We start from the raw sequence: 24,597 nt of genomic DNA on the forward strand, positions 1-24,597 counted from the left end.
TAATTTAATGCTTAATTAATCAGATACTATCCTAAATCTTATTGGACTGTTTAATTGCACTTATTTTTATAGGCTTTTTTATCAGAGATAAATTTTTGAAAAAATTAATTATAAAGTTTCATCATGAATAAGCATAAATATAGCCTTTTAAAACTATTAAATTTTATTACTGGTTTGGCTTTCTCTATTTTTTATTCGTTTTTTTTGATTAAAAGAGAAAAAAGAATAATTTTTAATTCTACTAATAATAATCGCTTTACCTTTAATTCAATGAGCTTATTTATTGCTAAAAAAGCACAGTTTGAAGCTGAAGGTTTCGAGGTGTTTTTTATATTAAACGATTTTGAAAAAAGGGCATTATTAAATCAACGTTTTCCTAGTACTTTCATATCCAATAAAGGCATTAAGAATAAATTAATTATATTGCAATCTGCCGTATGGGTTATTAGTACTTTAGACCTGCCTGTGGCAGGTGCTTTTCTTGCTCGTAACCGTTTTGTGTATCATTTGGGTCATGGTACCCCTATAAAAAATATTGGGCTAATGGAAGAGCGCTGTTCACTTATTAAAAAGTGCTACTATAAGGTTAACGCAACATCCATTTCTTTATACTTAAGTCCTTCTTCTTTTTTTAGGGGATATATAGCGAAGGCATTTGGTGTAAAAAAGGATAAAGTTATTGTAGCTCCACAACCTAGGTTGGATGCAATCTTCGAAAGCTCCAATCAACTTGATCAATATCGCGATAACTCATTAATGAAACTTATTTTATATTGCCCTACTTGGCGGCCTTTTAGCGAGTTACAATTATTCCCCTTTGATGACTTTGACATTAATGCCTTTAATTCTTTTTTAAAGGATATGAATACAAAAATATTATTACGATTACATCCGCTTTTTGAAGGTGATCTTTCTATGTATGCCCATAGTAATATTATGATATTCGATTCGAATCTATGCTCAGAAATATCAGAAGTACTTGTTGATATTGATGCGCTAATAACTGATTACTCAAGTATTTATTGTGATTATTATTTAGTCGATAGACCCGTTTCATTTATTCCATATGATTTAAAAGAATATACTAAAAAAATAGGGTTCTCTTTTAATTATGATGATTTAACATCTGATAGTTATCTGTATAGTTTAATTGATCTTAAAAACTTTATTGCCTCTGTAAGTGAAGGGAATTTTGATATATCACCGCAACTAGAAATGAAAGAACGGTTTAATTATTTATCAAATGTAAGTGCATGTGATTTTAACTATCAGCTTATCTGTAATAAGTATAAGGAAATATTTTGAATATTATTACTTTTGGAACATTCGACGTATTTCATGTTGGGCATATTAATATTTTAGAGAGTGCTGCTGAATTGGGAAGCCGTTTAATTGTTGGCGTCTCATCTGATGAGCTAAATCGCAGTAAAAAAGGACGTGATCCTATTTATCTTGAGCAAGATAGAATTAAAATAATTTCATCTTTAAAATGCGTTGATGAAGTATTTATTGAGGAGTCCTTAGAACTTAAGGCTGAATATATAAAAAAGTATAAAGCTGACGTATTGGTCATGGGAGATGATTGGAAAGGAAAGTTTGACCACTTTTCAAATCTTTGTAAGGTTATATACTTTCCAAGAACTCCCTCTATTTCTACGACAGAAATTATTGAAGTAGTAAAATCAATTAAATAATCACTTCGCCCCAAACCCCGTTAGCATGGTTTTAAGCGTTTTAAAGAAGATGTTGACGTCAAGCCAGAATGACAGGTGTTTAATGTAGTAAAGGTCGTGTGCGAGCTTCTCTCGGGTGGTATCTGTGTCGGCAGTATAACCTTGTACGGTTTGCGCCCAGCCTGTGATGCCTGGTTTTACCATGTGGCGATAGCCGTAAAACGGAATCTCCTGTTCGAAGGCTTTTACAAAGCTCTCTTGTTCCGGCCTTGGGCCGATCAGTGCCATTTCACCTTTTAAGACATTAACAAACTGTGGAATTTCATCGATGCGGGTTTTACGAATAAGGCGGCCAATATGGGTGACTCTGGTATGCTCTTCTGTGGCGAATTTAGAGTCTGCTTTAGGGCAACCCACCTCCATACTTCTTAACTTATAAATCTGGAAAGGTTTTCCACCTTGGCCGATACGCTTTTGTGTATAGAAAACTGGGCCTTTACTCTCTAGTTTTATCGCGATACTGACGAATAACATGATTGGGAGAAACACAGGTAAACTTAATAGAATTAAGACGGTTTCGATAACCCGCTTTATTAACCAATAGCTTGGGTTCGTGTTTAGGGCGTTGAGTGCATTTTCCGAGAGGTGAGTGGTTTGTACCTTACCTTCAATCATCTCTTTAATGGTTTCTGAGTGATATACCACTTTGTTGTTGATGCTGCAGTCGGCAATGAACTTTTCTTGCTCTGCGGTCAGTGGTTTGTGTAGGTTAACCACGAGCCCGTCTTTAATTTGCGCTAAATTATAAGGGGGGACAATGCTTTCTATGTCGATATGTTGATTATGATTGAAGGATGAAAGTGTAAAATTATCAATCGCTTGTAACTTTAAAATCGCTGCCTGGCGGTTAAATCGAGCACTAATAAGTAGCCAAATAAGGACGGTGCTGAAGCCATAAATCAGGGTTGGACGAGAGTACTCAATACGAAACAATACAATGGTGATAATAGCGAGGCTATACAGTGACAACATCACCGGTAAAACATATAAGCTTTTATCAACTAGTAAAAACTTAGTGACTCTAGGTAAAATAATGACGCAGCTTGAATAAACGAGAAGCGTGATAATAAAGCTGTTATAAACCGTGGTGTAGGAAAGTGGCATGAGCAGGTCAATAACGGCGTAAATTAGCCCTAGGCCAACAGCATAAGTGATGTATTTATTGGATAATAACGCTTGGGTTTTATACATGGTTAGTCATTACTTATATCAGGTGAAAATAGATTATTTAAAACAGTGTATTAAGCTGAATTTAATCATATTAGATTATAAATTGTGTTGATAATACTGGTAAAAAGTTAATACTTTTGACACATATTTTTGTGTTTCAGGATAAGGTGGAATCTGACGTTTATAACGCCTTACTGCGCCTTCACCTGCGTTATAAGCTGCTGCAGCTAACTCTCTGGTTTTAAACTCTTTTAATAATATCTTCAAATATAAAGCACCGGCATAGATATTCTGTATAGGATCAAATGAGTCGGTAACAGAGAAACGCTTGGCCGTTTCTGGCATAAGTTGCATTAGTCCTTGGGCTCCGGCAGAAGAGACTGCGTAACGTTGATAAGCCGACTCTGCTGTAATAACAGCATGTAGAAACGCGGGATCTAATTGATTTTTTTCAGCTGCCTTTAAGATAATAGGGTGGTACTTTCTTTGTAAGGTTTTATCACGCGGAATAGAGATATTGGTGTAGCTTTTGGCTTTCCAGTTTCTAAAACTGTGGGGCTTTTTATTGGTGTCACTACGCAATAACAGGGTGTAATTTTCATTTTCTTTGCGTTCGGAAAAGTATTTATTACCGTTTTTATCGGTATACATATAGATGTCAGCGTGACTAGCTGCAAATAACCCACTTAGTATTAAAGCGACAAAGCCAAATAGCGAACGAAATACTCTCATACTAAGGCTGCGCCTCATTGCTATTTTGTGCTGATGAGACGCCTTGGCTACTTGCCTGCGCAGCAGAAGTTGATTCTGAGGCACTCTCTTTTACTTTATCTGCATTACGTAAACCACTGTCTCCTGGGTATAGGTAACGTGCATAGGCAAGGACTTCAGCCGCTCGCTCTGGTTGCTGGTGATGTTGGTAAGCAATATAAAGTAGGTGATAGAAAAACGGTTTAGGTGTGCTGACAACGGTTTTCTCTAAACCTAGAATGACTTTTTCAATTTCAGCTTGATTACCTGTGTTGATGGCATTGGTTAAGCGGAAATTATAGAGGTGAAAGGATAAATTATCTTCGAATACCAGTGGGTTAACGATATTAATGATCTCTCTCAGGTCACGCTGTTGGCTGCGTTCAAAGTGAGTAATAGCATGAATCGCAAATAGATTGGTGATCATAAAAATAGCGGTAAACAGGGGAATTAATGTCCCTGCAACGCGTAGAAAGAAAGTCGGGGTAAAGGTTTTTTCATTGTTCCTTTGGGACTCGGAGTCCACATAAAAGACCAGTACCATTAATACTAACCAATGCAGTGCGGAATGATATAAAGGGTATTCGGTTTGAGTATGTAAACCGATAGGAACCACTAAGGCCAGTAGTGCTAATGCTTTACTGAGTTTGAACGAACATAATCGATAAAAGAAAGTAAGCACGAGTAATAGCATCCCTAATATAGGTGCAATACCACCTTCAATTGCCCAAAATATTAGGTCGTTATGTGGGTGTGTTAATACCTGAGAAAACTTTTTAAGCTCACCATTGTGAACGCGTTCAGCATGACTGAGTAAGTATTCTTTTTCAAAGCTCCCGTAACCATAACCTAATAATGGTTTTTCTTTGATCATATGCCAGCCGTGTTGATACATCTCAATACGAGCACCGCCTTCCTTCATCGCTTCAACATTACGCGCACCCAGTGCATCGCCTTTTAAAGAAGCGAAGCCAATGCCTAGTAACACGGCTAACACAAACAAGCTAAGACGTTTTTTATTACTTTGCCATGCCCAAGGAAGTAGCAGTAATAACCCAATCAAAGTGCCCAAATAACCAGTACGAGACATCGCAACACTGATCACCCACATATTCAATAATGCCGTTAATAGTAAAAAGGCTTGTAGTCTTTTGTCGTTGATTTGTTGCAGTAAGTAGCCACTTAAAATAAGTGTGGTTGCCATGAAGCTGGCTAATACGTTGGGTTGTTGGAAAATGCCGTAAGGGCGGCCATAACCGACGCTATAACCAAAATAATTACGCGCGGGGAGTAAATAATCTTGCATCAAGCTATAACAGGCTTGAATAAAGCCTGCTAATACAATGAGTAATAAGAGTTTAATCACTTGTTCTCGGGTAAAGCTGAATTGCTGTAAGCTGAGAAAAAGCAGAACACCCGCAAAAAGCCCTAATAATCGGGTATAGCTTTGGTCTGCTAGGGCATTATTGGGATAGGCTAGAGGCAGGAAGAACAAGCCTAACGCAATAAATACCACTGCGGTGTACTTGGAGTAGATGATTTTTTGCTGGGCGGTAATGCGCCACAAGCCTAAGCCAATTAATGAAGAGAAAAATATCCAAACCACATTGTTGACTGCAAGCTGTAATCCACTACCTCCTTGGTTATGTTGGAAGTAGTGGGCACCTAACCCCATTAGCAATGCAAAACTGATAAAGAAGGCACGTGTTAGCTTTTGTTGTAAGTCCATTTATCTCTCGTATTTATTATTATTCTTTTTTAATTAAAGCTGTATCTTGGCTTATGCTGAGGTACTTTTCGCTAAAATAGGTTTTAGGAATTGCCCAGTATAGCTGCCTTTTACTTTAACCACATCTTCTGGTGTGCCTGTGGCGATAATTTCGCCACCGCCATTACCTCCTTCAGGACCGAGATCGATGATCCAGTCTGCAGTTTTAATCACATCTAGGTTATGTTCGATGATCACCAAGGTATTACCTTTATCACGCAGTGTATGAATTACTTTTAATAGCTGGGCGATATCATGGAAATGCAACCCTGTGGTTGGCTCATCAAGAATATACAGAGTTTTACCTGTATCGCGCTTGGATAATTCTTTAGCTAATTTCACACGTTGTGCTTCACCGCCAGACAGTGTCGTCGCCGCTTGTCCTAAACGGATATAGGATAAACCAACATCCATTAATGTTTGTAGTTTTCTGGCAATAACCGGGACTGGCTCAAAGAATTTAAAGGCATCTTCCACTGTCATATCTAAGGTTTCATGAATATTCTTACCTTTGTATTTCACTGATAAGGTTTCACGGTTATAGCGCTGTCCTTTACATGAATCACAGGGTACATAAACATCCGGTAGGAAGTGCATCTCTACCTTGATCATACCGTCGCCTTGGCAGGCTTCACAGCGTCCACCTTTCACGTTGAAACTGAATCGACCTGGTTTGTAACCACGAGAGCGTGACTCTGGTGTAGCGGCAAATAACTCACGAATAGGGGTGAAAATCCCTGTGTAAGTCGCTGGGTTTGAACGTGGTGTCCGACCAATTGGACTTTGGTTGATATCTACCACTTTATCCAATTGTGATAAACCTGTAATGCTCTTATGCGCGGCAGCTTGAATAGTCGTGGCTTTGTTCAGTTTAGTTTGTGCTAACGGAAAGAGCGTATCGTTAATCAAGGTTGACTTACCTGAACCCGATACGCCTGTAATACAGGTTAATACACCTAGTGGTAAGTCTAAATTGACTGATTTTAAGTTGTTGGCACTGGCTTCTTTTAACTTCACCCATTTGTCAGTTAATGGCGTACGTTGTGCGGGCACGACAATCTCTTTACGACCACTTAAATAATCTGCAGTTAATGAGTCTTTTGACTTTAAGATTTTTTTGTAATTACCTTCGGCAATAATTTCACCACCGTGAATACCTGCACCAGGACCGATATCGATAATATGGTCAGCTTGGCGAATAGCATCTTCATCATGCTCTACCACAATCACCGTATTACCTAAGTCGCGAAGGTGAGTCAGGGTTTTTAGTAAACGCTCGTTATCACGTTGATGTAATCCAATGGATGGCTCATCTAATACATACATCACGCCCATTAATCCTGCGCCAATTTGGCTGGCTAAACGGATACGTTGTGCTTCACCACCGGATAATGTTTCTGCACTACGTTCTAAACTTAAGTAGTTAAGACCTACATTCACTAGAAAGCTGAGTCGTTCTAGGATCTCTTTTAAGATCTTTTCTGCTATTTTGGCTTTTTGTCCAACCAATTTAATATTTTCGAAGAACTTCTCGGCATCGGCAATGGATAACGCAGAAACATGAGACAGGTTTACATCGTTAATAAACACATGACGAGAAGACTCTTTTAAACGTGAACCGCCACAGCTAGAACATGGTTGACGATTCATATATTTGCTTAAATATTCGCGCATTGCAGGTGATTCCGTTTCTCGATAACGACGAGAACGATTTGGAATAACGCCTTCAAAGGCATGCAAACGAGAGACTAAGTCACCTTTATCATTACTGTAAGTAAAGGCTATTTTTTCTGTTCCAGTGCCTTGCAGCACATATTGCTGATGTTTTTTACTTAAGGACTTAAAAGGCTTTGTGAGTGAAAAACCATAATGCTCAGCAACAGCACGTAGAATTTGGTAATAATAATTAGATTTACTACTCCACCCATCAATTGCGCCATCGGCTAAGCTTAATGCTGGGTCAGTGACCACTAATGCTTCATCAAAATACTGTTCAACCCCTAAACCATCACAGGTTTCACAGGCACCGGCTGGGCTATTGAAAGAGAAGATACGCGGCTCTAATTCTGCAATGCTGTAACCACAATGTGGACAAGAGAAGTTCGCTGAAAAAAGTTGTTCTGGTTGGCTGTCATCCATGTGCGCTAGAATGGCTGAGCCATTACTTAACTCTAGGGTAGTTTCAACTGATTCCGCTAAACGTTGTTTTAAATCTTCACGTACTTTAAAACGATCCACAACCACTTCAATGGTATGTTTTTTATGTAAGGCTAGTTTAGGTGGATCGCTTAAATCACAAACATCTCCATCAATGCGCGCGCGTAAAAAACCTTGTGCGGCTAAGCTTTCAAAGGTTTTAACATGTTCACCTTTACGGCCTTTGACAATTGGCGCTAGGAGCATCATTTTGCTGCCTTCAGGGTGTTCTAAAATCGCATCAACCATTTGGCTAACGGTTTGAGCATGTAAGGTAACACCATGAGTAGGACAACGAGGATCACCGATACGCGCAAACAGCAGACGTAAGTAATCGTAAATTTCAGTGATGGTTCCTACTGTAGAGCGCGGGTTATGCGATGTTGATTTTTGTTCGATAGAGATAGCAGGAGATAAACCTTCAATATGTTCAACATCGGGTTTTTCCATTAACGATAAAAATTGGCGTGCATAAGCAGATAACGACTCAACATAACGACGTTGACCTTCTGCATATAAAGTATCAAATGCTAATGAGGATTTGCCTGAGCCAGAAAGGCCAGTGATCACCACCAATTTATCACGCGGGATGGATAAGCTAATATTTTTTAAGTTATGCGTTTTTGCACCGCGGATATCAATATTGTTCATTATGTCTCACTCATTAATACATTTGATTGCTGAATAGGTTATCTGGAGCCTTTCTCTTGGGCTATATTACACTGTAAATTATTACAGTGGTAGTGTTGCTATATGAAGGGAATTTGAAGAATTAGGCATGTGTTTAATTCTGCTCATTACAAAGGGCATTTTTATAAACTGTATAGTAAAACACTATAAGTTAGTTGTTATGTTTTTACGTGGTTGCGGTGATTAAAGATCACGATTCGGCAAAAACAATCACTGCATTTTTACCACCATCATTCATGCCATTATCAACGTAACTATAAGCGTCGTCTGGTAATAAGGTGAAGGTTTCACCTGTTTCTGATGTTGCTTGGTAAATAAATTGGAAACCCTCTCGCTCTTCCATTGAGATATTCTCAGCTACTTTGAATTTACCATTTTTGAATTTTTTAAATTCAATAGGTTGCCATTCGTTATGCTCTGATAATAAGTTAATGCTAGTCGCGTTATTAGCCATCTCTTTACTGATTTCAAAGGTGACTTTTACAACGGGTTTATTTTTCAAGAACTGTTTTTTAATGCTCATATCTGCTCCTTAAACGATACCTATTTGATATTTAATTTACTGCAAACATTGTATGAATTCTAGTCAATTCTATTGATGTGTTTAATTTAAATGAAATTGTTGATTAATAATATCCTGAGTGAAGGCTTTTTTAAGGTAAAAACCACGAGGTCTGACTTTAATTAATTCACCTTCTTCTCCATAAGCATCTGTTACTACTTGGCCATTAGCCGCTTTAGGGCGAAGTTGTATGACTTGCCCATCCCGGGCACTGATCTGCTCGATCTTTCCGAGTGCGATCTTCTCCATTATCTCATCCCAATCTTGTTGCATTAACTGTTCTTGTTGGCGTGAGGCTGTCCATAAAAAACCATTACCAACAATACGTTCTGCTAATGGGATTTTTCGCTCGCCTTGTACGGGTAACCACAATACCTTGCTGAGTTTGTTGCGGATATTGCTGTTTTCCCAAGTCAGGTGAGTAGTATTTAAAATAGGGGTGCTACACACAAAGGTGGTTTCGAGTACTTTACCATTGCTATCAATAGGGATAGTTTTTAATTCAATGCCTAGGTGTTTAAAATCTTGTTCCGGTTTACTGCCTGCCGATGCACCTAAGTGCCACTCAATGAGTTGTCCAACCCAGCCTTTATTTTTACGTAAGTTTTCTGGTGTGTTAATACCCGCAATATCTGCTAATTCTGATAAAGAGTAGCCAGCAATGGCTTCACAATAACTTAATAACTGAGACTCTGATTGAGGTGTAGACTGCATAGTAGCTCGCTTTAAAGACTAAAAAAGATTAACGCGTTTATTGTACGTGTTTTTTTATTGTTGGGTTATTCATAGTTTTAAAATGAACTTACACAGAGTTATGCACATTTTTAGTGGATAACTGAATAGATCGAAAGATCTTCATTTAGGCTCTATTATTTTTCTTTCAATTTCATAAAAATCTATTTTATATGCTTATTTTTCAAACAAAAAAGAGGCTTTTTAGGGCTGGTGTTTGTTTTTTGTACAACCAAGATATTCACATTCAATTGTGAATGAAACTTACTGGATCTAATTACAGTGATCATGGGTTAGTATTTGGGATATTTATTTAACATGCTGTTTTTTAATGTAATAATCGTTATTCAAATAAATATATAAAGATCTTGCGGTTTGTTGTAATTCTTGATCCTTTTATTTGTATTTAATTGTACACAAAGTTATGCACAGATTTAGTGGATACATTAATATTATTCATTTTTAGTAAACGTGACCTAGGTACTATCGTTTAACCTTTTTATAGTTTATGAGTTTGATGGTTAGGGGTTTCTGTGAAAGAATGCAACTATAATTATAATTTCATCTATTTTGTTTTGTCGTTGATTCACTTGTGTATAAATAAGAATAGATCTTTACCTGAGAAAGTTTTTTAATGATTGATGCTGACGGTTACCGTTCTAATGTAGGTATCATCATTTGTAATAAAAATGGTCAAGTTTTATGGGCTAAACGCTTCGGTCAACATTCATGGCAATTTCCACAAGGTGGAATAAAAGAGGGCGAAACCCCTGAAAAAGCGATGTATCGAGAATTATATGAAGAAGTTGGCTTAAAACCTGAGCATGTAAAAGTAGTGGCGAGCAGTCGTCAGTGGCTGCGCTATAAACTTCCTAAGCGTTTAGTGCGTTGGGAATCTCCCGCACCTATTTGTATTGGTCAAAAACAACGCTGGTTTTTATTACAATTGATTGCAAAAGAAGAGCAAATTGGATTTGATACTTGCGGACACCCTGAATTTGATGATTGGCGATGGGTTACTTACTGGTATCCAGTGCGTCAAGTAGTATCATTTAAACGTGATGTGTATAGAAGAGCATTGACTGAGTTTGCCCATGCTGCATTTTCTCTAATGCATAGAACGGATAAAAAACGAAATAAACGACCTCGCCGAGGTTCTTACAAATAAATATCTGCTTACCTTACTAATAGGAGCGTTTTATGTTCAGCCAACTTCGTCAAATTGTAGAGCAATTCGGTGAGGCCAGTACACTTTCTGATGCTATGAACTTATTAGTGCAGCAAACGAAAAGTACAATGATTCTAGATTGTTGTTCGATCTTTGTAACTAATCAAGAAACGCAAAAATTAACCCTAATGGCGAGTGAAGGGTTAGATAGCCAAGTGGTTGGCGCAACGCACTTTAATCTAGATGAAGGTATTGTTGGTTTGGTTTACCAAAAGGGTGAGCCAATCAATCTGGTTAATGTGTCTGAACATCCGCAGTTTAAATACCTCCCTTCCAGTAATGAAGAGCAATTTAATTCGTTTTTAGGTGTGCCGATTATCCATAAACGCCAAGTATTAGGTGTTTTAGTGGCACAGCAGCGTACCCCACGTTTATATAATGAGCTTGAAGAATCTTTCTTAGTGACCTTAGCGGTGCATCTTGGCAGTGTATTGGGCGGTACATTATTAGACTTACCTGACGAAACTGAGTCTAAAAGTCGATCTTTGCATCTGCAAGGTAGCCCAGCAAGTTCTGGTATCTCTATTAATAAAGCGCATGTGTTGCAAGCGCACCTGTTATTAAGTGATGTTGGGATCGAGTTAAGTGAAGATCCTGACAATGAGATGATCTCTTTCAGTAATGCAGTGCAATCTTGTGCTGATGAGTTTTCCAAGGTGTCTATCACCCTAAAAGAGCAGGTTTCTAAAGATGCATTTATGTTGTTTGATGTATATGGGCATCTATTACAAGATAAAGCCTTATTAAGTGCGATAGAAGTTCAGATTAGGCAAGAGAAGTTAACGGCTAAGAGCGCGGTTAAACGTGTTTCTGAGACGTATATAGAACAGTTTGAAAGTATGAGCGACCCTTACTTAAGAGAAAGGGCGGTTGAAATTAGAGATGTGGGTCAGCGTTTGTTATATCACCTTTCTAATCGTGATGATGAACAGCAAGATTTCCCTGATGAGATTATTTTAGTCGCCGAAGAGGTGACAATTTCGATGTTAGCTATGGTGCCGCCAGATAAGCTGAAAGGCATTGTCTCTGTGCGTGGAGGATTGAGCTCACATATCGCTATTTTATCGCGCACTTTAGGTATTCCTGCGGTATTAGGTGTGCCACTGAGATTAAAGAGCATTGCGCAAAAAAACATCATTATTAACGGTTACGCCGGCACCATTATTATCGAGCCAGAAGACTCATTAGTTGCTGAGTATCAAATTCTCTTAGATGAAGAGAACGAAATGAAGGCGCTGGTGGAGTTGGAAGCAAACCAAGCGGCAGTAACTAAAGACGGTTGTGAGGTTGAGCTGTTATTAAATACTGGTTTGAATTCAACACCTGATGTGTTTTCTGAACATAACTTCTCAGGGATTGGTTTATACCGTAGTGAATTACCTTTTATGCTCAGTAATGCTTTCCCAACAGAGCAGGAGCAAGTCAGCACCTATAAATCATTGTTTGATCAGTACCAAAACTTGCCTGTCACTATGCGTACTTTGGATATTGGTGGTGATAAACAATTAAGTTACTTCCCTATTAATGAAGAAAACCCTTTCTTGGGCTGGCGTGGTATTCGTTTAACGTTAGATCACCCTGAAATATTCTTGATTCAAATACGAGCCATGTTACGTGCGAGTATCGAAACGCAAAACTTACGCATCATGTTACCCATGGTTGGGTCAGTGGGGGAAGTTGAAGAGTCTAAACGCTTAATCGAGCAAGCATGGCAAGAGGTTTGTTGGGAACAAGCATTATCACATGAGCAATTTCCACTGCCAGATATTGGTGTGATGATTGAAGTACCATCGGCGATTTTTATCATTGACCAATTAGCACCGCTGGTGGATTTTTTATCCATTGGTACTAATGATTTAACGCAGTACTTATTGGCTGTGGATCGTAATAACAGTCGTGTAGCTGACCTGTTTGATAGTTATCACCCTGCGGTATTACAAGCGATGCGTATGATTTTAGAGCAAAGCGAAAAGAACAATATAGAAGTAAGTATTTGTGGTGAATTAGCGGGTGATCCAATCGGTTTACTAATGTTGTTAGGCCTGGGATATCGTAAATTAAGTATGAATGCCTTTAATATTAATAAGGTGAAGTACTTACTTAATAAAATTACCGTTTCAGAACTACAAGCTTGTACGGAAGTCGCTTTAAAAGGGCATGATGGTGCGTTTATTAAACAGACGTTTATTGATTATCTCGATGAAAAAGGCTTAGGCGGATTTGTTCGAGCAGGTAAAAAATAGCGAATAATGCCTGACACTTTTTCAAAAACAAAAAACCGATCATTTGATCGGTTTTTTATTGCTACATTTCAGAATTAGCTGTTAGCCGCTAACTCTTTTGCTTCTTCAGCTCGACATGCGGCTGTCGTGAAGATAACGTCCGTAGAGCTGTTTAATGCTGTTTCTGCAGAATCTTGGACAACACCAATGATAAAGCCGATAGCAACAACTTGCATCGCTACTTCATTCGGAACACCAAACAAGCTACAAGCTAGTGGAATAAGTAGTAATGAACCACCTGCAACACCTGAAGCTCCACATGCAGAAACTGCTGCAACCACACTTAATAAAATAGCAGTAAAGATATCAAATTCAATGCCTAAGGTATGAACCGCTGCTAGTGTAAGTACAGTAATAGTAATCGCTGCACCCGCCATGTTAATGGTTGCACCTAATGGGATAGACACTGAGTAAGTATCTTTATGTAGATTTAATTTTTCACATAACGCCATGTTTACTGGAATATTAGCTGCAGAACTACGAGTAAAGAAGGCTGTTACACCTGATTCACGTAAACATTGTAGAATCAGCGGGTATGGGTTTGAACCTAGTTTGATGTAAACAATAATTGGGTTAACAACTAGCGCAATGAATAACATTGAACCCACTAATACAGCCAATAAGTGTGAATAGCCAATCAGTGAATCAAAACCTGTCTCCGCAAAGGTTGTTGCTACTAGACCAAAAATACCGATAGGCGCTAAACGAATTACTAGTTGTACAATCTTTGAAACACCATTTGATAGGTCTTGTAGTAGTTTTTTGGTCGATTCATTACCGTGTTGCAGCGCTAAGCCTAAACCTACAGCCCAAGCTAAAATACCAATGAAGTTACCTGTTAATAGCGCATTAACTGGATTATCAACAATTTTAAATAACAACGTATTTAATACTTCTAAAATGCCTTCAGGTGGCGTTGTGGTGACATTGCTGGTAATTAATACCAGTTCAGTAGGGAATACATAGCTAAATAACACAGCAGTAATTGAAGCTAATAGAGTACCAATTAAGTACAGATGAATAACAGGTTTAAGGTTCGTGTGGCTGCCTTTTGCTTGGTTAGCAATAGAGGACATCACTAAGATAAAAACAAGAATTGGTGCAACCGCTTTTAATGCGCTAACGAAGAAACTACCAAGAAAAGAGACGGAAGTGGCAGTGCTTGGGGAAAAGCTTGCAAGGCAAACACCTGCAATAATACCGACAACAATTTGTAATACTAAGCTACCGCTCATCATACGTTGAATAAGAGTGGGGTTTGAACTCATTGAATATTCCTACTTTGTTATTTTTAGTGCATTAATAAAGGTGGTTTATCGATGCCGTGATTAATTAGTTAACGCTTTATTTCGGAAAACGCTGTGACTACAAATGACTGAGTGATTGTAGTGAGTAATCTGTTATCAAAATTAATACAGATCATAATTTGGCGCAGAAAATAGCATAAATAGCGTGAAATTAATGCGGTAATTACTATTTTTTGCCATTTAATAAAAAATAATAGATAAGATAACTATTTATCGAAGTGAGTTAGTTTTTTCTTTGATAAAGAAATCTCTGATTATTTTCCAGTGAAATTACGATATGATACGCGCACTAAATTCCCCAATTAGAGTAAATTATGTCCTCATCTCATTATGTATTACCCCAGATCGATCCGATCGCCATTAGTCTTGGACCACTTGATATTCGTTGGTATGGATTAATGTATCTTGTTGGCTTTGCCTTTGCGTTTTGGATGGCAAACCGTGTTTGTGATAAATCCAATGGCGTATGGACACGCGAACAAGCCAGTGACCTGTTATTCGCAGGTTTTATGGGCGTTATTTTAGGTGGTCGTATTGGCTATGTGCTGTTTTATCAATTCCCAACCTTCATTGATAACCCGATGTACCTCTTTAGAATTTGGGAAGGCGGGATGTCGTTCCATGGCGGTGTATTAGGGGTACTCACTGCGATCATCATTTATGCAAAACGTCATCAACGTTCTATTTTATCGGTAGGTGATTTTATTGTGCCATTATTGCCAGTCGGTTTGGGAGCTGGTCGTATCGGTAACTTCATTAACTCAGAGTTATGGGGGCGTGTAACCGATTCGCCATTTGGCGTTGTATTTTATAATGCAGGACCATTACCGCGCCATCCTTCTCAGCTATATGAATTTGCTTTAGAAGGCGTTGCACTGTTTATCATCTTATTCCTGTTTATTCGTAAACCAAAACCAGCGGGTTCAGTAGCAGGATTATTCCTATTAGGTTACGGTACATTTCGCTTTATTATTGAGTTTGCCCGTGAACCGGATGCACAATTAGGTTTGTTAACATTCAATATGAGTATGGGACAAATTTTATCATTGCCAATGATCATTATCGGTGCCATTTTGATGGTATATGCATATAAAAATAATCCTATTTCTGAGGTAAATGAAACGAGTAAAAAAGCAAAGGGTAAACAATCATGAAGCAGTATTTAGCATTATGTCAGCGTATTATTGATCAAGGCACTTGGATTGAAAATGAGCGCACTGGTAAACGTTGTTTAACCGTGATTAACGCTGATTTAGAATATGATGTTGGTAATAATCAATTCCCAATGATCACTACACGTAAGAGCTTTTATAAGTCTGCGATTGCTGAATTTCTTGGTTATATTCGTGGTTACGATAATGCCGCAGACTTTCGTGCTTTAGGCACGAAAACTTGGGATGCTAATGCTAATTTAAATGATGCTTGGTTGAACAATCAACACCGTAAAGGTGAAGATGATATGGGGCGAGTATACGGTGTACAAGGCCGCGCTTGGGCAAAACCTGATGGTACTACATTAGATCAGCTGAAAAAGATTGTCGATAATCTAAAAAACGGTATTGATGACCGCGCTGAGATTCTGACGTTTTATAACCCAGGTGAATTTGATATGGGTTGTTTACGTCCATGTATGCACACGCATACTTTTTCATTGTTGGGTGACACACTACATTTAACCAGTTATCAGCGCTCTTGTGATGTACCGCTTGGCCTAAATTTCAATCAAGTTCAAGTGTTTGCTTTTCTAGCGTTAATGGCACAAATCACCGGTAAAAAAGCGGGTAAGGCGTATCATAAAATCGTTAATGCACACATCTATGAAGATCAGTTAACCTTGATGCAAGATGTACAATTAAAGCGTGACCCTTTCCCGTCACCACAGCTGAAAATTAATCCTAAAATTACCTCATTGGAAGATCTAGAGACTTGGGTAACGATGGACGATTTTGAAGTGGTTGGCTATCAGTGTCACGAAGCGATTAAGTATCCCTTCTCTGTTTAATTGATTTGTGAATACATAATAAAAAGCCTAATAAATAGTGTTATTTATTAGGCTTTTTAGTTTTTATATTTAACTTAAAAGTTAATCTTCTGGTAATTCATCAAAGAGTTGCTGTTTATTAGCAAACCATGCTCTTTTCGCCTCACTATCTTCCATTAATACTTTTACTTTACGCGCTGCTTCAATATGCTGTTCGTCCTGCTGCATCATCATTTCTACAATGTGGAGCTTATTTTGCTCTATTATTTCTTCTAATGTTTCGCCTTGAAAAGATTGCTCACAGGCACCTCCAAGTTGTCTACAGGTCATTGTTTTCATAGTCATCCTTAACTTTACATTATCTTCATGATAATAAACTAATCCTAATAGGTTATACCATTTTTGTGTCTTTTGTGAACAAAAAACACCTCTAAATTGTTGGTTAAGGCACTCATTATCACTAAGTTACTTGATTAAAAGGGGGAAAGTATTAGTTCACATATAATACAAAATAAGGCTTTTTTTACCCTATATAAATCACAGAAGACAAATAGGTTGGGTGACACTGATACCAAACAGTGTTTATTTGTATTACTATTAAGTGACTTTACTATAGGAAGGAATCTTATGCAGAATGCATTTGTAGAAATAGCAGGAGTAAAACGCAGCTTACATGTGCAAGTAGCGCGCGAAATTGCTCGTAAAATATTATCTGGAGAGGTTGCTCAAAATGAGATTATTCCCGGTGAAATGGCTTTATGTGAGCAATTTAAGGTAAGCAGGACGTCCTTAAGGGAAGCGATTAAATTGTTAACGTCAAAAGGGTTATTAGAATCCAAGCCAAAAGTCGGGACACGAGTAACTAGCCGTGAAAATTGGAATTTTCTTGATTCGCAATTATTAGATTGGTTAACAGGCTTGGGCGACAATGATGCCGTTTATCGAGATTTTTTATCCCTGCGAAATGCGTTAGAGCCAGAAGCTGCAGCGTTAGCTGCTGAAAATGCAACGGCACAACAACGTATTTTGTTATCAGCGACTTTTCAGCAGATGGACGATATCTCTAAAGATTTTGATTTAGAGGCTTGGACTGACGCCGATATGGAGTTTCATCGTCTGATTTTTCTCTCAACGGGTAATAGTTTTTATCTGCCATTTGCGAATGTACTGTGCACCATGTTTAAAAGTTTCATTACTCACTCCTCAATACGAGGAAGCACTTGTATCAATGAACATCGTGCAATCTACTCGGCAATCATGGCCGGTGATGCTGATAAAGCGAGGCAAGCAAATATTGAGCTGTTAAATAAAAGTAAGCGTCGTTTACCCAGTACAGATTAAGATTCCATATAGATTTTTTACAAGCCATTCTTCATTAAGAAGCATGGCTTTTCGCCTTAAAATGACAGTATTTTTAAAGGACGAGTTATGCCTCAAACACTAATACCTAATATCCATGACTTTCTTGCAACCATTGATCCCTTCGACAAATTGCCAAAAGAACTGCAACGCAAAATTGCCTGTTGTATTAAAATTACTTATCTCGCTAAGGGTGAGCAGATTCAGTTTGGTGGCGAGCATGAGTTACGCTATTTGTATGTCGTGCGAACAGGCTCCATGGAGCAACGCAAACACAATGGTATGCTCAGAGCAAAATTAGGATCAGAGGATCTATTTGGCTTTACTTTTCTTTCCGAGCAAAAAGAGTCGCAAGAAGATTACACGGCTGTCGCATTAGAAAATACCCTGTTATACCTAGTACCGCATTCCGATTTATTAAACCTGTTAGAAGAATACCCAGACTTTGCCGAGCATTTTGCCAGTAACGTACAAGTACGTTTGCACTCTGCCTTGGACGTAGTGTGGTCGGATAGTGAAAAAGGTATCTTTGTTAAAAAAGTCTCTGAAGTTGCCAGTGATAAAATTGTGGTTGCTGATTCAAGTACACCCATTAGACAGGTGGCAGAACAGATCATGGCGGTGTGCTCACCAACGGCAGTGATCACTGAAAATGGTCAAATAGTAGGTTTGGTAACGGACCGAGATATGACAAAAAGGGTGATTGTGGCAGGGTTAGATTACACTCGTCCTGTTAAAGAGATAATGACACCCAACCCATTAACCGTTGCGCCAAATGATCTGGTATTGAAAGCCTCATCAATAATGATGCAGAATAATGTACGAAGCTTACCTGTTGTCGAAGGTAACAATGTATTAGGGGTATTAACGACAACGCACCTGGTTAGAAACAATAGGATCCAAGCTGTCTTTTTGATTGAAAAAATAAAATATGCCAAGACAGTGGGTGACCTAACAAAATTAACGCCAGAGCGCCAAGCTATCTTTGAAGCTTTAGTAGAAGGCAAGGTAAGTGGTGACATTATTGGCCATGTAATGACCTTGATTATGGATGCTTATAATCGTCGTTTATTACAGATTGCTGAGGAGCATTTTGGTAAACCTCCTTGTGAATTTGCTTGGATTGTTGCTGGATCACATGCGCGTAATGAGGTGCATATGTTATCGGATCAAGATAATGCAATTATCTTAGCTGATGATGCTACGGCAGCAGATCGCATTTATTTCCAAGGCTTAGCCATGTGGGTATGTAATGCCCTTGATGCTTGTGCATACCCTTTATGTAGCGGTAAATTTATGGCGGTGAACCCTAAATGGTGTATGCCTCTTAAAGTATGGAAAGCCTCCTACAGTAAATGGGTTGCTAATCCAGAATACGATAGTTTGTTGAATGCGACAGTGTTTTTAGAGACGCGTTGGCTATACGGCAATGAAAGCTTCAATAAAGAGTTACAAGCACATCTATTCAGCAGTATTCAATCTTCACACGTATTTTTATCTTCTATGGTGCAAGATTCTGTTTCAGTGAACCCGCCTTTAGGAATTTTCAATTCCTTAGTATTAGAAAAAAGCGGTGAAAACTCTAAAACCTTAAATATTAAAAAGTTTGCGTTAAGTTTATTGGTCGATTTAGCGCGTATTTATGGCTTGTCCTCAGGCTCAGAAAAAGCCGAAACCATGGCGCGTTTTCAGCATGCCTATGATAATGATTTATTAAGTGAAGATATGCTAAAGAATGTACAGGGAGCATTTCAGTTTATTACTCAAGTACGTTTATCACATCAATTTACAGCGTTAAAAGAAGGGCGAGTGGCAGATAATCACATTGACCCGAATGCCTTTGGTAGTTTTGAAAGAAAGCATTTGAAAGATGCATTCAGGATTATTGCTGACTTACAGGAATATACAAAACTGAAATTCAGTCGTCAGTAAACTGGGTGAGAGGCAAAAGTTATGCGTCGTATTTTTAATTATTTTCATCCACTTACTAAGTTACAGCGGGAACGTGAGCGATATTTAGCAACTCATCAAGTGCCCGATAATATACGCCTATTATTAGAAGCACCATTACCAGACTTGGATGATGATATTTATTCATTGGATTACTTGTCACTGGATTTTGAAACATCAGGTTTTAACCCTAAAACGGATTCATTACTGAGTGTGGGCTATTTACCTTTAATCAATCAACAATTGTTGTTATCTGAAGCAGTAGAAACCCTGATCCATACGGCTAAAAATGTCAAAGCTGAAACGGCTGTGATTAATCATATCGTTCCAGAAATGCTAGAAAAAGGCGAAGCGTGGCATGTGGTATTAGATGCAATGTTAGCTGAAGCGGTGGGCAAGGTACTTATTGTTCATGGGAGCATAGTAGAAAAGCGTTTTTTAAATCATTATATGGCGAAGCGCTACCAGTTACCCCCTTTGCCGTTATTGTGGGTCGATACCTTACAGATGGAAAAGTCTTTGCATATTTATAAAGATAATAATGGGACTGATGATTTTCGCCTTGGTAGTGTGCGAGAGCGACACAATTTACCTGAATACTCTGCACATGGTGCATTAGTTGATTCATTGGCCACTGGAGAATTGTATTTAGCGTTACTTAAGCAACATTTTGAAGGGGCAGATTCCTCTGTGCGTCACATGAAATTTGATTGTACACGTGCGTTATAATTGTCGATGGTCAGCAAAATATTTACCGTGAGTAGCAGTAATGGTTGTTTATATCGTTGATAGAAATCGCTTTATAGATTGTATTGGATAGCAATTAGCTATCTAGTACTTTAGCGATTGTAAGTTAACCACTTATTTTAAAATGAAAAAGCCACTTACTCAGTAAGTGGCTAGAAATGATCAGACTCAATTAATCATTTTAAACTTGTTTGCCTCTTATATTAGAAGCTGTATTTAATGCCGGCACGGTAACGAGCTTGACGTTTGCTAGAGCTAGAGCTTTCATCAACAGTCCATACTTCAGCAAATGGACGCCAATCACCAAATTGGTAACCTACAATGATACCTGCATCATATTCCCAATCTTTATTATCAAATTGTTTTACTTTATCCCACGATTTCACGTAGTTTGCTTCATAGCTTAGTTTAAGGTTCGGTAGCGACTTAACTTTATATGAACCAGTTAATGTCACTTTAGATTTAGTAGGGCGGTTAACCTTCTGGCCCGTTTCTACGTTTGTATCGCCATCAGCTGGATCTGAGTAGTTAGCGAATTCATGACGGTAACGTAGTGCAGTTTGCAGACCAAAATCTGATTTATATACAACTCGAATTTGTGGTTTGAAGGTTCTTTTACGATCCGTTAGTGATATTGGCATACCAGGTTTGATTTGCCATTTACCCATACGGTAAGTTAAGCCCATATCTAACTCTGTTTCAGTTAGGTAAGTATCATCAAATGTGTCTGTTTTATCATAACTAGCAAACTTCATTTCTATACTGAGGTTCATTTTTAGGTCTTTCATATCCTCTACAGGTCTGAAGTTGTTACCTAGTTTAACTCGGCTCGCTTGTTGTTCGTTATCTGCTTTGTATTCTGTACGGAAATCGATAGTAGCAGCAGATGCTGCACCAGAGAGCATTGTAGTTGCAACAGCAAAAATTAACTTATTTTGTAGTTTCATGATTATCTTCCAGTTTGATGTAATATAAAGTTATTTATATTTTGAGTTTTATTGTTGCAGGTATGAACAGTGCAAAACTTATTTTTAAGAACAACAACAAACTTGTAATTCCGTAAATATTAAAACTTAAAATATTTATTAAACACCGTTTTAATTGGCATTTCATAATACAAATAGAATACATAATTTTTGACTAATTGTTCTGTGAGTTCGCTCTAACTTTTTTTGTACTAAAATTACCCTTTTTAGTGATTTAAGATAAATTGTTTTTTTATCAATATCTTACAGTTTATTTTTGATTTTTTTCAATCATGGCTTTTCGCTAGGATAGAGAGCTGTGTAACACTTTTGTGACCAATTAATGTGATGAATTAAGCTTAGTTTTGTTTTTTTGTTGCGCTGGATCACAGCAATAATTGAAATTATTTTTGATTTTTTAACGTTAAGCCATTTTGGCTCTGTTATTTTTAGGTTATTGAATAAGGCTAGTAATAGTAAGGTCTTGATTGGCCCTATTGATATTAGTTTTGAGCCGTTAACTTAATATAAGGGTTATTGGAATGACTAAATATTCAGGTTGGTGAGTAAATTCATTCAGCCACTATATAGTGGCATCTTCTTAACTGAAACCTGATCTAGATTATATTCTTTGCTATACCTGCCTATTTAATATGATTTCAATCACATACTTTTATTATTGTAATACAATTAATCTTCTCTCTGAGATATGGTTTTGCTAATTATAAATAACTAAAGGGTCTCGATATGGATTTTAATATATTAGTAGTAGGGGTTTATTTCTTATTCCTTATTGCAATTGGATGGATGTTTAGAACGTTCACCACTAATACAAGCGATTACTTTCGAGGGGGCGGTAACATGCTCTGGTGGATGGTAGGTTCAACTGCCTTCATGACCCAATTCAGTGCTTGGACATTTACAGGTGCTGCAGGTAAAGCATACAACGATGGTTTTACTGTTGCGATTATCTTCATGGCCAATGCATTTGGTTACTTCATGAACTTCGCTTACTTCGCTCCTAAGTTCCGCCAATTACGTGTAGTAACGGTTATTCAAGCAGTACGCCAGCGTTTTGGTAGCAAAAATGAGCAAGTATTTACCTGGACTGGTATGCCAAACAGCGTTATTAACGCAGGTATTTGGCTGAATGGTCTGGCTATTATTGCTTCTGGTATTTTCGGTGTAGACATTGAAACGACCATTTGGGCAACCGGTATTGTAGTATTAGTTATGTCTGTAACGGGCGGTTCATGGGCAGTAATCGCATCTGATTTTATGCAGATGGTTATCATCATGGCGGTAACTATTACTTGTGCGATTGTAGCGCTTAATCAAGGTGGTGGTATCTCAAACATCATCGAAGGTTTTGAGCAAACGCGTGAAGTGACTTTCCTAATTGGTACAGAAATTAACTACTTTAGTATTTTTGCATTATGGTCATTCTTTATCTTTGTTAAGCAATTCAGTATTACTAATAATATGCTTAACTCTTACCGTTACCTTGCGGCAAAAGATTCAAAAAATGCACGTAAAGCAGCGCTTTTAGCTTGTGTACTTATGACGATGGGCCCATTAATTTGGTTTCTACCAAGTTGGTTCCTAGCATCTACAGGTGTTGATTTAACATCGATGTACCCAGATGCAGGTAAAAAAGCAGCCGATTACGCTTACCTGTACTTTGTAGATGAATACATGCCAGTAGGTATGGTAGGTTTACTTATCTCTGCAATGTTTGCGGCGACCATGTCTTCAATGGACTCGGGTCTAAACCGTAACTCTGGTATATTCGTGAAAAACTTCTATCAAGTTGTTTTACGTCCGAAAGCGACAGAGAAAGAGTTGGTAACGTGTTCTAAAATTACATCAACGGTATTTGGTTTAATCATTATCCTAGTGGCGTTATTTATTAACTCGCTTAAAGGATTGAGCTTATTCGATACTATGATGTATGTAGGTGCATTAATCAGCTTCCCTATGACAGTACCAGCATTCTGTGGCTTCTTTATCCGTAGAACACCTGACTGGGCAGCATGGGCAACGTTAATTGTAGGTGCATGTGTATCTTACTACGTAGGTCTTGTTATCTCAGCAACGGATATCCAAAATTGGTTTAACTTAGATACAGCGTTAACGGGCCGTGAATGGAAAGATCTTAAAGTAGGTCTGGGTCTGTTAGGTCACATTGTTATCACAGGTGGTTTCTTCTGTGCGACTATGTTCTTCTACAAACCATTATCTGCTGAGCGTGAGAAAGACGTTGATACTTTCTTTACGAATCTAGCAACGCCGCTTCATAATACGTCTGCTGCTCAAGCACACTTAGATAACAAGCAACGTCGTATGTTAGGTATGTTAATTGGTACTGCTGGTGTTGGTATCATGGCAATGTTCTTCTTACCAAACCCATTCATGGAGAGTTTAATCTTCGTATTGTGTGGCGGTATCGTGTTCGCTGTTGGTCTACTACTTGTTAAAGCAGTTAGCCAAGTCAACGAAGATGATGACGATGGAGATAAAGACCGATTACCAGAAATGGACTAATCAGGTTAGCATCCATTAAATTCAAATAGCAAAAGCGGTTAGATTATCTAACCGCTTTTTTTTGCGTAAAATTTAGGTGGCATCATGAGTTTGTAGGTTAGTTATTTTAAGCGTGAGTATGAGATAAGGAAGTGATCAACTGGTTATGTGGTAGAAATGAGGGATGAAGGCAGTCTCGCGTTATGGAGGGTCTGAGCTTGTATATCCTAGTAGTTGTCGGTAGTGATAGTTCACACCCTATGAGCTTACTCAGCTCATTTTCTCATGTGATCACTCGTATACTGAAAGGCTGAACAAGATTGTGCTTGTGGCTAAGCGGTGGTTGAATAATGCTTCATGGTTTGCTTCTAAGTTTAGATTATCGCTAATCACCTCACTTTATTTTCTTCTGAGTATTATACCAATCATAGTAAGTAACTGATCTATTTTACTTGTTAAAACAACTTATTTTTTCGTTGTAAGTTTCGTATAGGGAACAACCATTTACATCAACTTACGCCTCAAACTAAGCCATTTTTCCGGCGCAAAATTTAGATCAGTTATTTAATACAATTGGTATTACCGTACTGACCTATTCTGTTTACGACACATCCTTTGACCTTGGGGCGCTGGCTTTAGCCTGCAGTGTCTTTG

Annotated in this window: 19 protein-coding genes; 10 read left to right on the forward strand and 9 right to left on the reverse strand. The window is 38.1% G+C overall.

What is annotated here, in order from left to right; all coding sequences use genetic code 11:
* Positions 1-123 precede the first annotated feature (123 nt).
* Together DS885_RS09935 and DS885_RS09940 are read left to right on the forward strand one after the other, a co-directional pair.
* The gene (locus tag DS885_RS09935; protein WP_113819274.1) at positions 124-1,305 is read left to right on the forward strand and encodes a CDP-glycerol glycerophosphotransferase family protein; all 1,182 of its coding nucleotides are present in this window, start codon (positions 124-126) and stop codon (positions 1,303-1,305) included.
* Positions 1,299-1,694 carry an adenylyltransferase/cytidyltransferase family protein gene (locus tag DS885_RS09940; RefSeq protein ID WP_113819275.1) on the forward strand — a complete coding sequence of 132 codons (396 nt, stop codon included), beginning with the start codon at positions 1,299-1,301 and terminating at the stop codon, positions 1,692-1,694. Before DS885_RS09935 ends, DS885_RS09940 begins: the two co-directional genes overlap by 7 nt.
* On the opposite strand, the gene DS885_RS09945 is transcribed toward DS885_RS09940, so the two are convergent.
* The 6 genes from DS885_RS09945 to mutH form a co-directional block, all read right to left on the reverse strand.
* The gene (locus tag DS885_RS09945) at positions 1,695-2,924 is read right to left on the reverse strand and encodes a sugar transferase (RefSeq protein ID WP_258546891.1); all 1,230 of its coding nucleotides are present in this window, start codon (positions 2,922-2,924) and stop codon (positions 1,695-1,697) included.
* A 75-nt stretch (positions 2,925-2,999) separates the two neighbouring features.
* Entirely contained in the window at positions 3,000-3,635 is a 636-nt protein-coding gene (locus DS885_RS09950; RefSeq protein ID WP_258546892.1) for a lytic transglycosylase domain-containing protein, read from the reverse strand.
* Between the two features lies 1 nt (position 3,636).
* Positions 3,637-5,382 carry a PglL family O-oligosaccharyltransferase gene (locus DS885_RS09955; RefSeq protein WP_113819277.1) on the reverse strand — a complete coding sequence of 582 codons (1,746 nt, stop codon included), beginning with the start codon at positions 5,380-5,382 and terminating at the stop codon, positions 3,637-3,639.
* Between the two features lie 51 nt (positions 5,383-5,433).
* Positions 5,434-8,268: an excinuclease ABC subunit UvrA gene (gene uvrA, locus DS885_RS09960; RefSeq protein ID WP_113819278.1), complete on the reverse strand. Its 2,835-nt coding sequence runs from the start codon at positions 8,266-8,268 to the stop codon at positions 5,434-5,436.
* 229 nt (positions 8,269-8,497) lie between these two features.
* A complete protein-coding gene (locus tag DS885_RS09965) occupies positions 8,498-8,830 on the reverse strand; it encodes a hypothetical protein (protein WP_113819279.1) in 333 nt (110 codons plus the stop codon).
* A gap of 81 nt (positions 8,831-8,911) precedes the next feature.
* Positions 8,912-9,583 (reverse strand): DNA mismatch repair endonuclease MutH, encoded by a 672-nt coding sequence (mutH, locus tag DS885_RS09970; RefSeq protein WP_113819280.1) that lies wholly within the window; start codon positions 9,581-9,583, stop codon positions 8,912-8,914.
* A 652-nt stretch (positions 9,584-10,235) separates the two neighbouring features.
* Here mutH and rppH point away from each other — a divergent pair.
* Both rppH and ptsP read left to right on the forward strand, forming a co-directional pair.
* Entirely contained in the window at positions 10,236-10,769 is a 534-nt protein-coding gene (rppH, locus tag DS885_RS09975) for an RNA pyrophosphohydrolase (RefSeq protein ID WP_113819281.1), read from the forward strand.
* A gap of 32 nt (positions 10,770-10,801) precedes the next feature.
* Positions 10,802-13,072, forward strand: coding sequence for a phosphoenolpyruvate--protein phosphotransferase (gene ptsP / locus DS885_RS09980; protein WP_113819282.1), 2,271 nt, complete (start codon positions 10,802-10,804; stop codon positions 13,070-13,072).
* Between the two features lie 74 nt (positions 13,073-13,146).
* On the opposite strand, the gene sstT is transcribed toward ptsP, so the two are convergent.
* Positions 13,147-14,379 carry a serine/threonine transporter SstT gene (gene sstT / locus DS885_RS09985; RefSeq protein WP_113819283.1) on the reverse strand — a complete coding sequence of 411 codons (1,233 nt, stop codon included), beginning with the start codon at positions 14,377-14,379 and terminating at the stop codon, positions 13,147-13,149.
* Between the two features lie 353 nt (positions 14,380-14,732).
* Between sstT and lgt the strand changes: the two genes are divergently transcribed.
* Positions 14,733-15,572 (forward strand): prolipoprotein diacylglyceryl transferase, encoded by an 840-nt coding sequence (lgt, locus tag DS885_RS09990; RefSeq protein WP_113819284.1) that lies wholly within the window; start codon positions 14,733-14,735, stop codon positions 15,570-15,572.
* Positions 15,569-16,420, forward strand: a complete 852-nt coding sequence (locus DS885_RS09995; RefSeq protein ID WP_113819285.1) for a thymidylate synthase — start codon at positions 15,569-15,571, stop codon at positions 16,418-16,420. The genes lgt and DS885_RS09995 overlap by 4 nt, the downstream gene beginning before the upstream one ends.
* An 81-nt stretch (positions 16,421-16,501) precedes the next feature.
* Here DS885_RS09995 and DS885_RS10000 read toward each other — a convergent pair whose 3' ends face one another.
* Positions 16,502-16,738: a DUF1059 domain-containing protein gene (locus DS885_RS10000; protein ID WP_113819286.1), complete on the reverse strand. Its 237-nt coding sequence runs from the start codon at positions 16,736-16,738 to the stop codon at positions 16,502-16,504.
* A gap of 288 nt (positions 16,739-17,026) precedes the next feature.
* Here DS885_RS10000 and DS885_RS10005 point away from each other — a divergent pair, with 288 nt between their 5' ends.
* The 3 genes from DS885_RS10005 (at position 17,027) to DS885_RS10015 (ending at position 20,437) form a co-directional block, all read left to right on the forward strand.
* On the forward strand, positions 17,027-17,740 hold the full coding sequence (locus DS885_RS10005; protein ID WP_113819287.1) for a FadR/GntR family transcriptional regulator: 714 nt from the start codon (positions 17,027-17,029) through the stop codon (positions 17,738-17,740).
* An 87-nt stretch (positions 17,741-17,827) separates the two neighbouring features.
* On the forward strand, positions 17,828-19,690 hold the full coding sequence (locus DS885_RS10010; protein ID WP_113819288.1) for a putative nucleotidyltransferase substrate binding domain-containing protein: 1,863 nt from the start codon (positions 17,828-17,830) through the stop codon (positions 19,688-19,690).
* A gap of 21 nt (positions 19,691-19,711) precedes the next feature.
* The gene (locus DS885_RS10015) at positions 19,712-20,437 is read left to right on the forward strand and encodes a 3'-5' exonuclease (protein WP_113819289.1); all 726 of its coding nucleotides are present in this window, start codon (positions 19,712-19,714) and stop codon (positions 20,435-20,437) included.
* Between the two features lie 221 nt (positions 20,438-20,658).
* Here DS885_RS10015 and DS885_RS10020 read toward each other — a convergent pair whose 3' ends face one another.
* Entirely contained in the window at positions 20,659-21,402 is a 744-nt protein-coding gene (locus DS885_RS10020; RefSeq protein WP_113819290.1) for an oligogalacturonate-specific porin KdgM family protein, read from the reverse strand.
* 765 nt (positions 21,403-22,167) lie between these two features.
* Between DS885_RS10020 and DS885_RS10025 the strand changes: the two genes are divergently transcribed.
* Complete coding sequence (locus DS885_RS10025) at positions 22,168-23,964, forward strand: sodium:solute symporter family transporter (RefSeq protein ID WP_113819291.1); 1,797 nt, start codon at positions 22,168-22,170, stop codon at positions 23,962-23,964.
* Positions 23,965-24,597: the final 633 nt, after the last annotated feature.

It is taken from the genome of Psychromonas sp. B3M02, assembly GCF_003318165.1.
GTDB lineage: Bacteria > Pseudomonadota > Gammaproteobacteria > Enterobacterales > Psychromonadaceae > Psychromonas.

Coding starts and splice junctions, on each gene's coding strand:
- DS885_RS10025 (WP_113819291.1), top strand. CDS start 22,168: ATGGATTTTAATATATTAGTAGTAGGGGTTTATTTCTTATTCCTTATT.
- mutH (WP_113819280.1), bottom strand. CDS start 9,583: ATGCAGTCTACACCTCAATCAGAGTCTCAGTTATTAAGTTATTGTGAA.
- DS885_RS10015 (WP_113819289.1), top strand. CDS start 19,712: ATGCGTCGTATTTTTAATTATTTTCATCCACTTACTAAGTTACAGCGG.
- DS885_RS09995 (WP_113819285.1), top strand. CDS start 15,569: ATGAAGCAGTATTTAGCATTATGTCAGCGTATTATTGATCAAGGCACT.
- DS885_RS09955 (WP_113819277.1), bottom strand. CDS start 5,382: ATGGACTTACAACAAAAGCTAACACGTGCCTTCTTTATCAGTTTTGCA.
- DS885_RS09950 (WP_258546892.1), bottom strand. CDS start 3,635: ATGAGAGTATTTCGTTCGCTATTTGGCTTTGTCGCTTTAATACTAAGT.
- DS885_RS09965 (WP_113819279.1), bottom strand. CDS start 8,830: ATGAGCATTAAAAAACAGTTCTTGAAAAATAAACCCGTTGTAAAAGTC.
- DS885_RS09935 (WP_113819274.1), top strand. CDS start 124: ATGAATAAGCATAAATATAGCCTTTTAAAACTATTAAATTTTATTACT.
- DS885_RS10000 (WP_113819286.1), bottom strand. CDS start 16,738: ATGAAAACAATGACCTGTAGACAACTTGGAGGTGCCTGTGAGCAATCT.
- sstT (WP_113819283.1), bottom strand. CDS start 14,379: ATGAGTTCAAACCCCACTCTTATTCAACGTATGATGAGCGGTAGCTTA.
- DS885_RS09945 (WP_258546891.1), bottom strand. CDS start 2,924: ATGTATAAAACCCAAGCGTTATTATCCAATAAATACATCACTTATGCT.
- uvrA (WP_113819278.1), bottom strand. CDS start 8,268: ATGAACAATATTGATATCCGCGGTGCAAAAACGCATAACTTAAAAAAT.
- DS885_RS10005 (WP_113819287.1), top strand. CDS start 17,027: ATGCAGAATGCATTTGTAGAAATAGCAGGAGTAAAACGCAGCTTACAT.
- ptsP (WP_113819282.1), top strand. CDS start 10,802: ATGTTCAGCCAACTTCGTCAAATTGTAGAGCAATTCGGTGAGGCCAGT.
- lgt (WP_113819284.1), top strand. CDS start 14,733: ATGTCCTCATCTCATTATGTATTACCCCAGATCGATCCGATCGCCATT.
- DS885_RS10010 (WP_113819288.1), top strand. CDS start 17,828: ATGCCTCAAACACTAATACCTAATATCCATGACTTTCTTGCAACCATT.
- DS885_RS10020 (WP_113819290.1), bottom strand. CDS start 21,402: ATGAAACTACAAAATAAGTTAATTTTTGCTGTTGCAACTACAATGCTC.
- rppH (WP_113819281.1), top strand. CDS start 10,236: ATGATTGATGCTGACGGTTACCGTTCTAATGTAGGTATCATCATTTGT.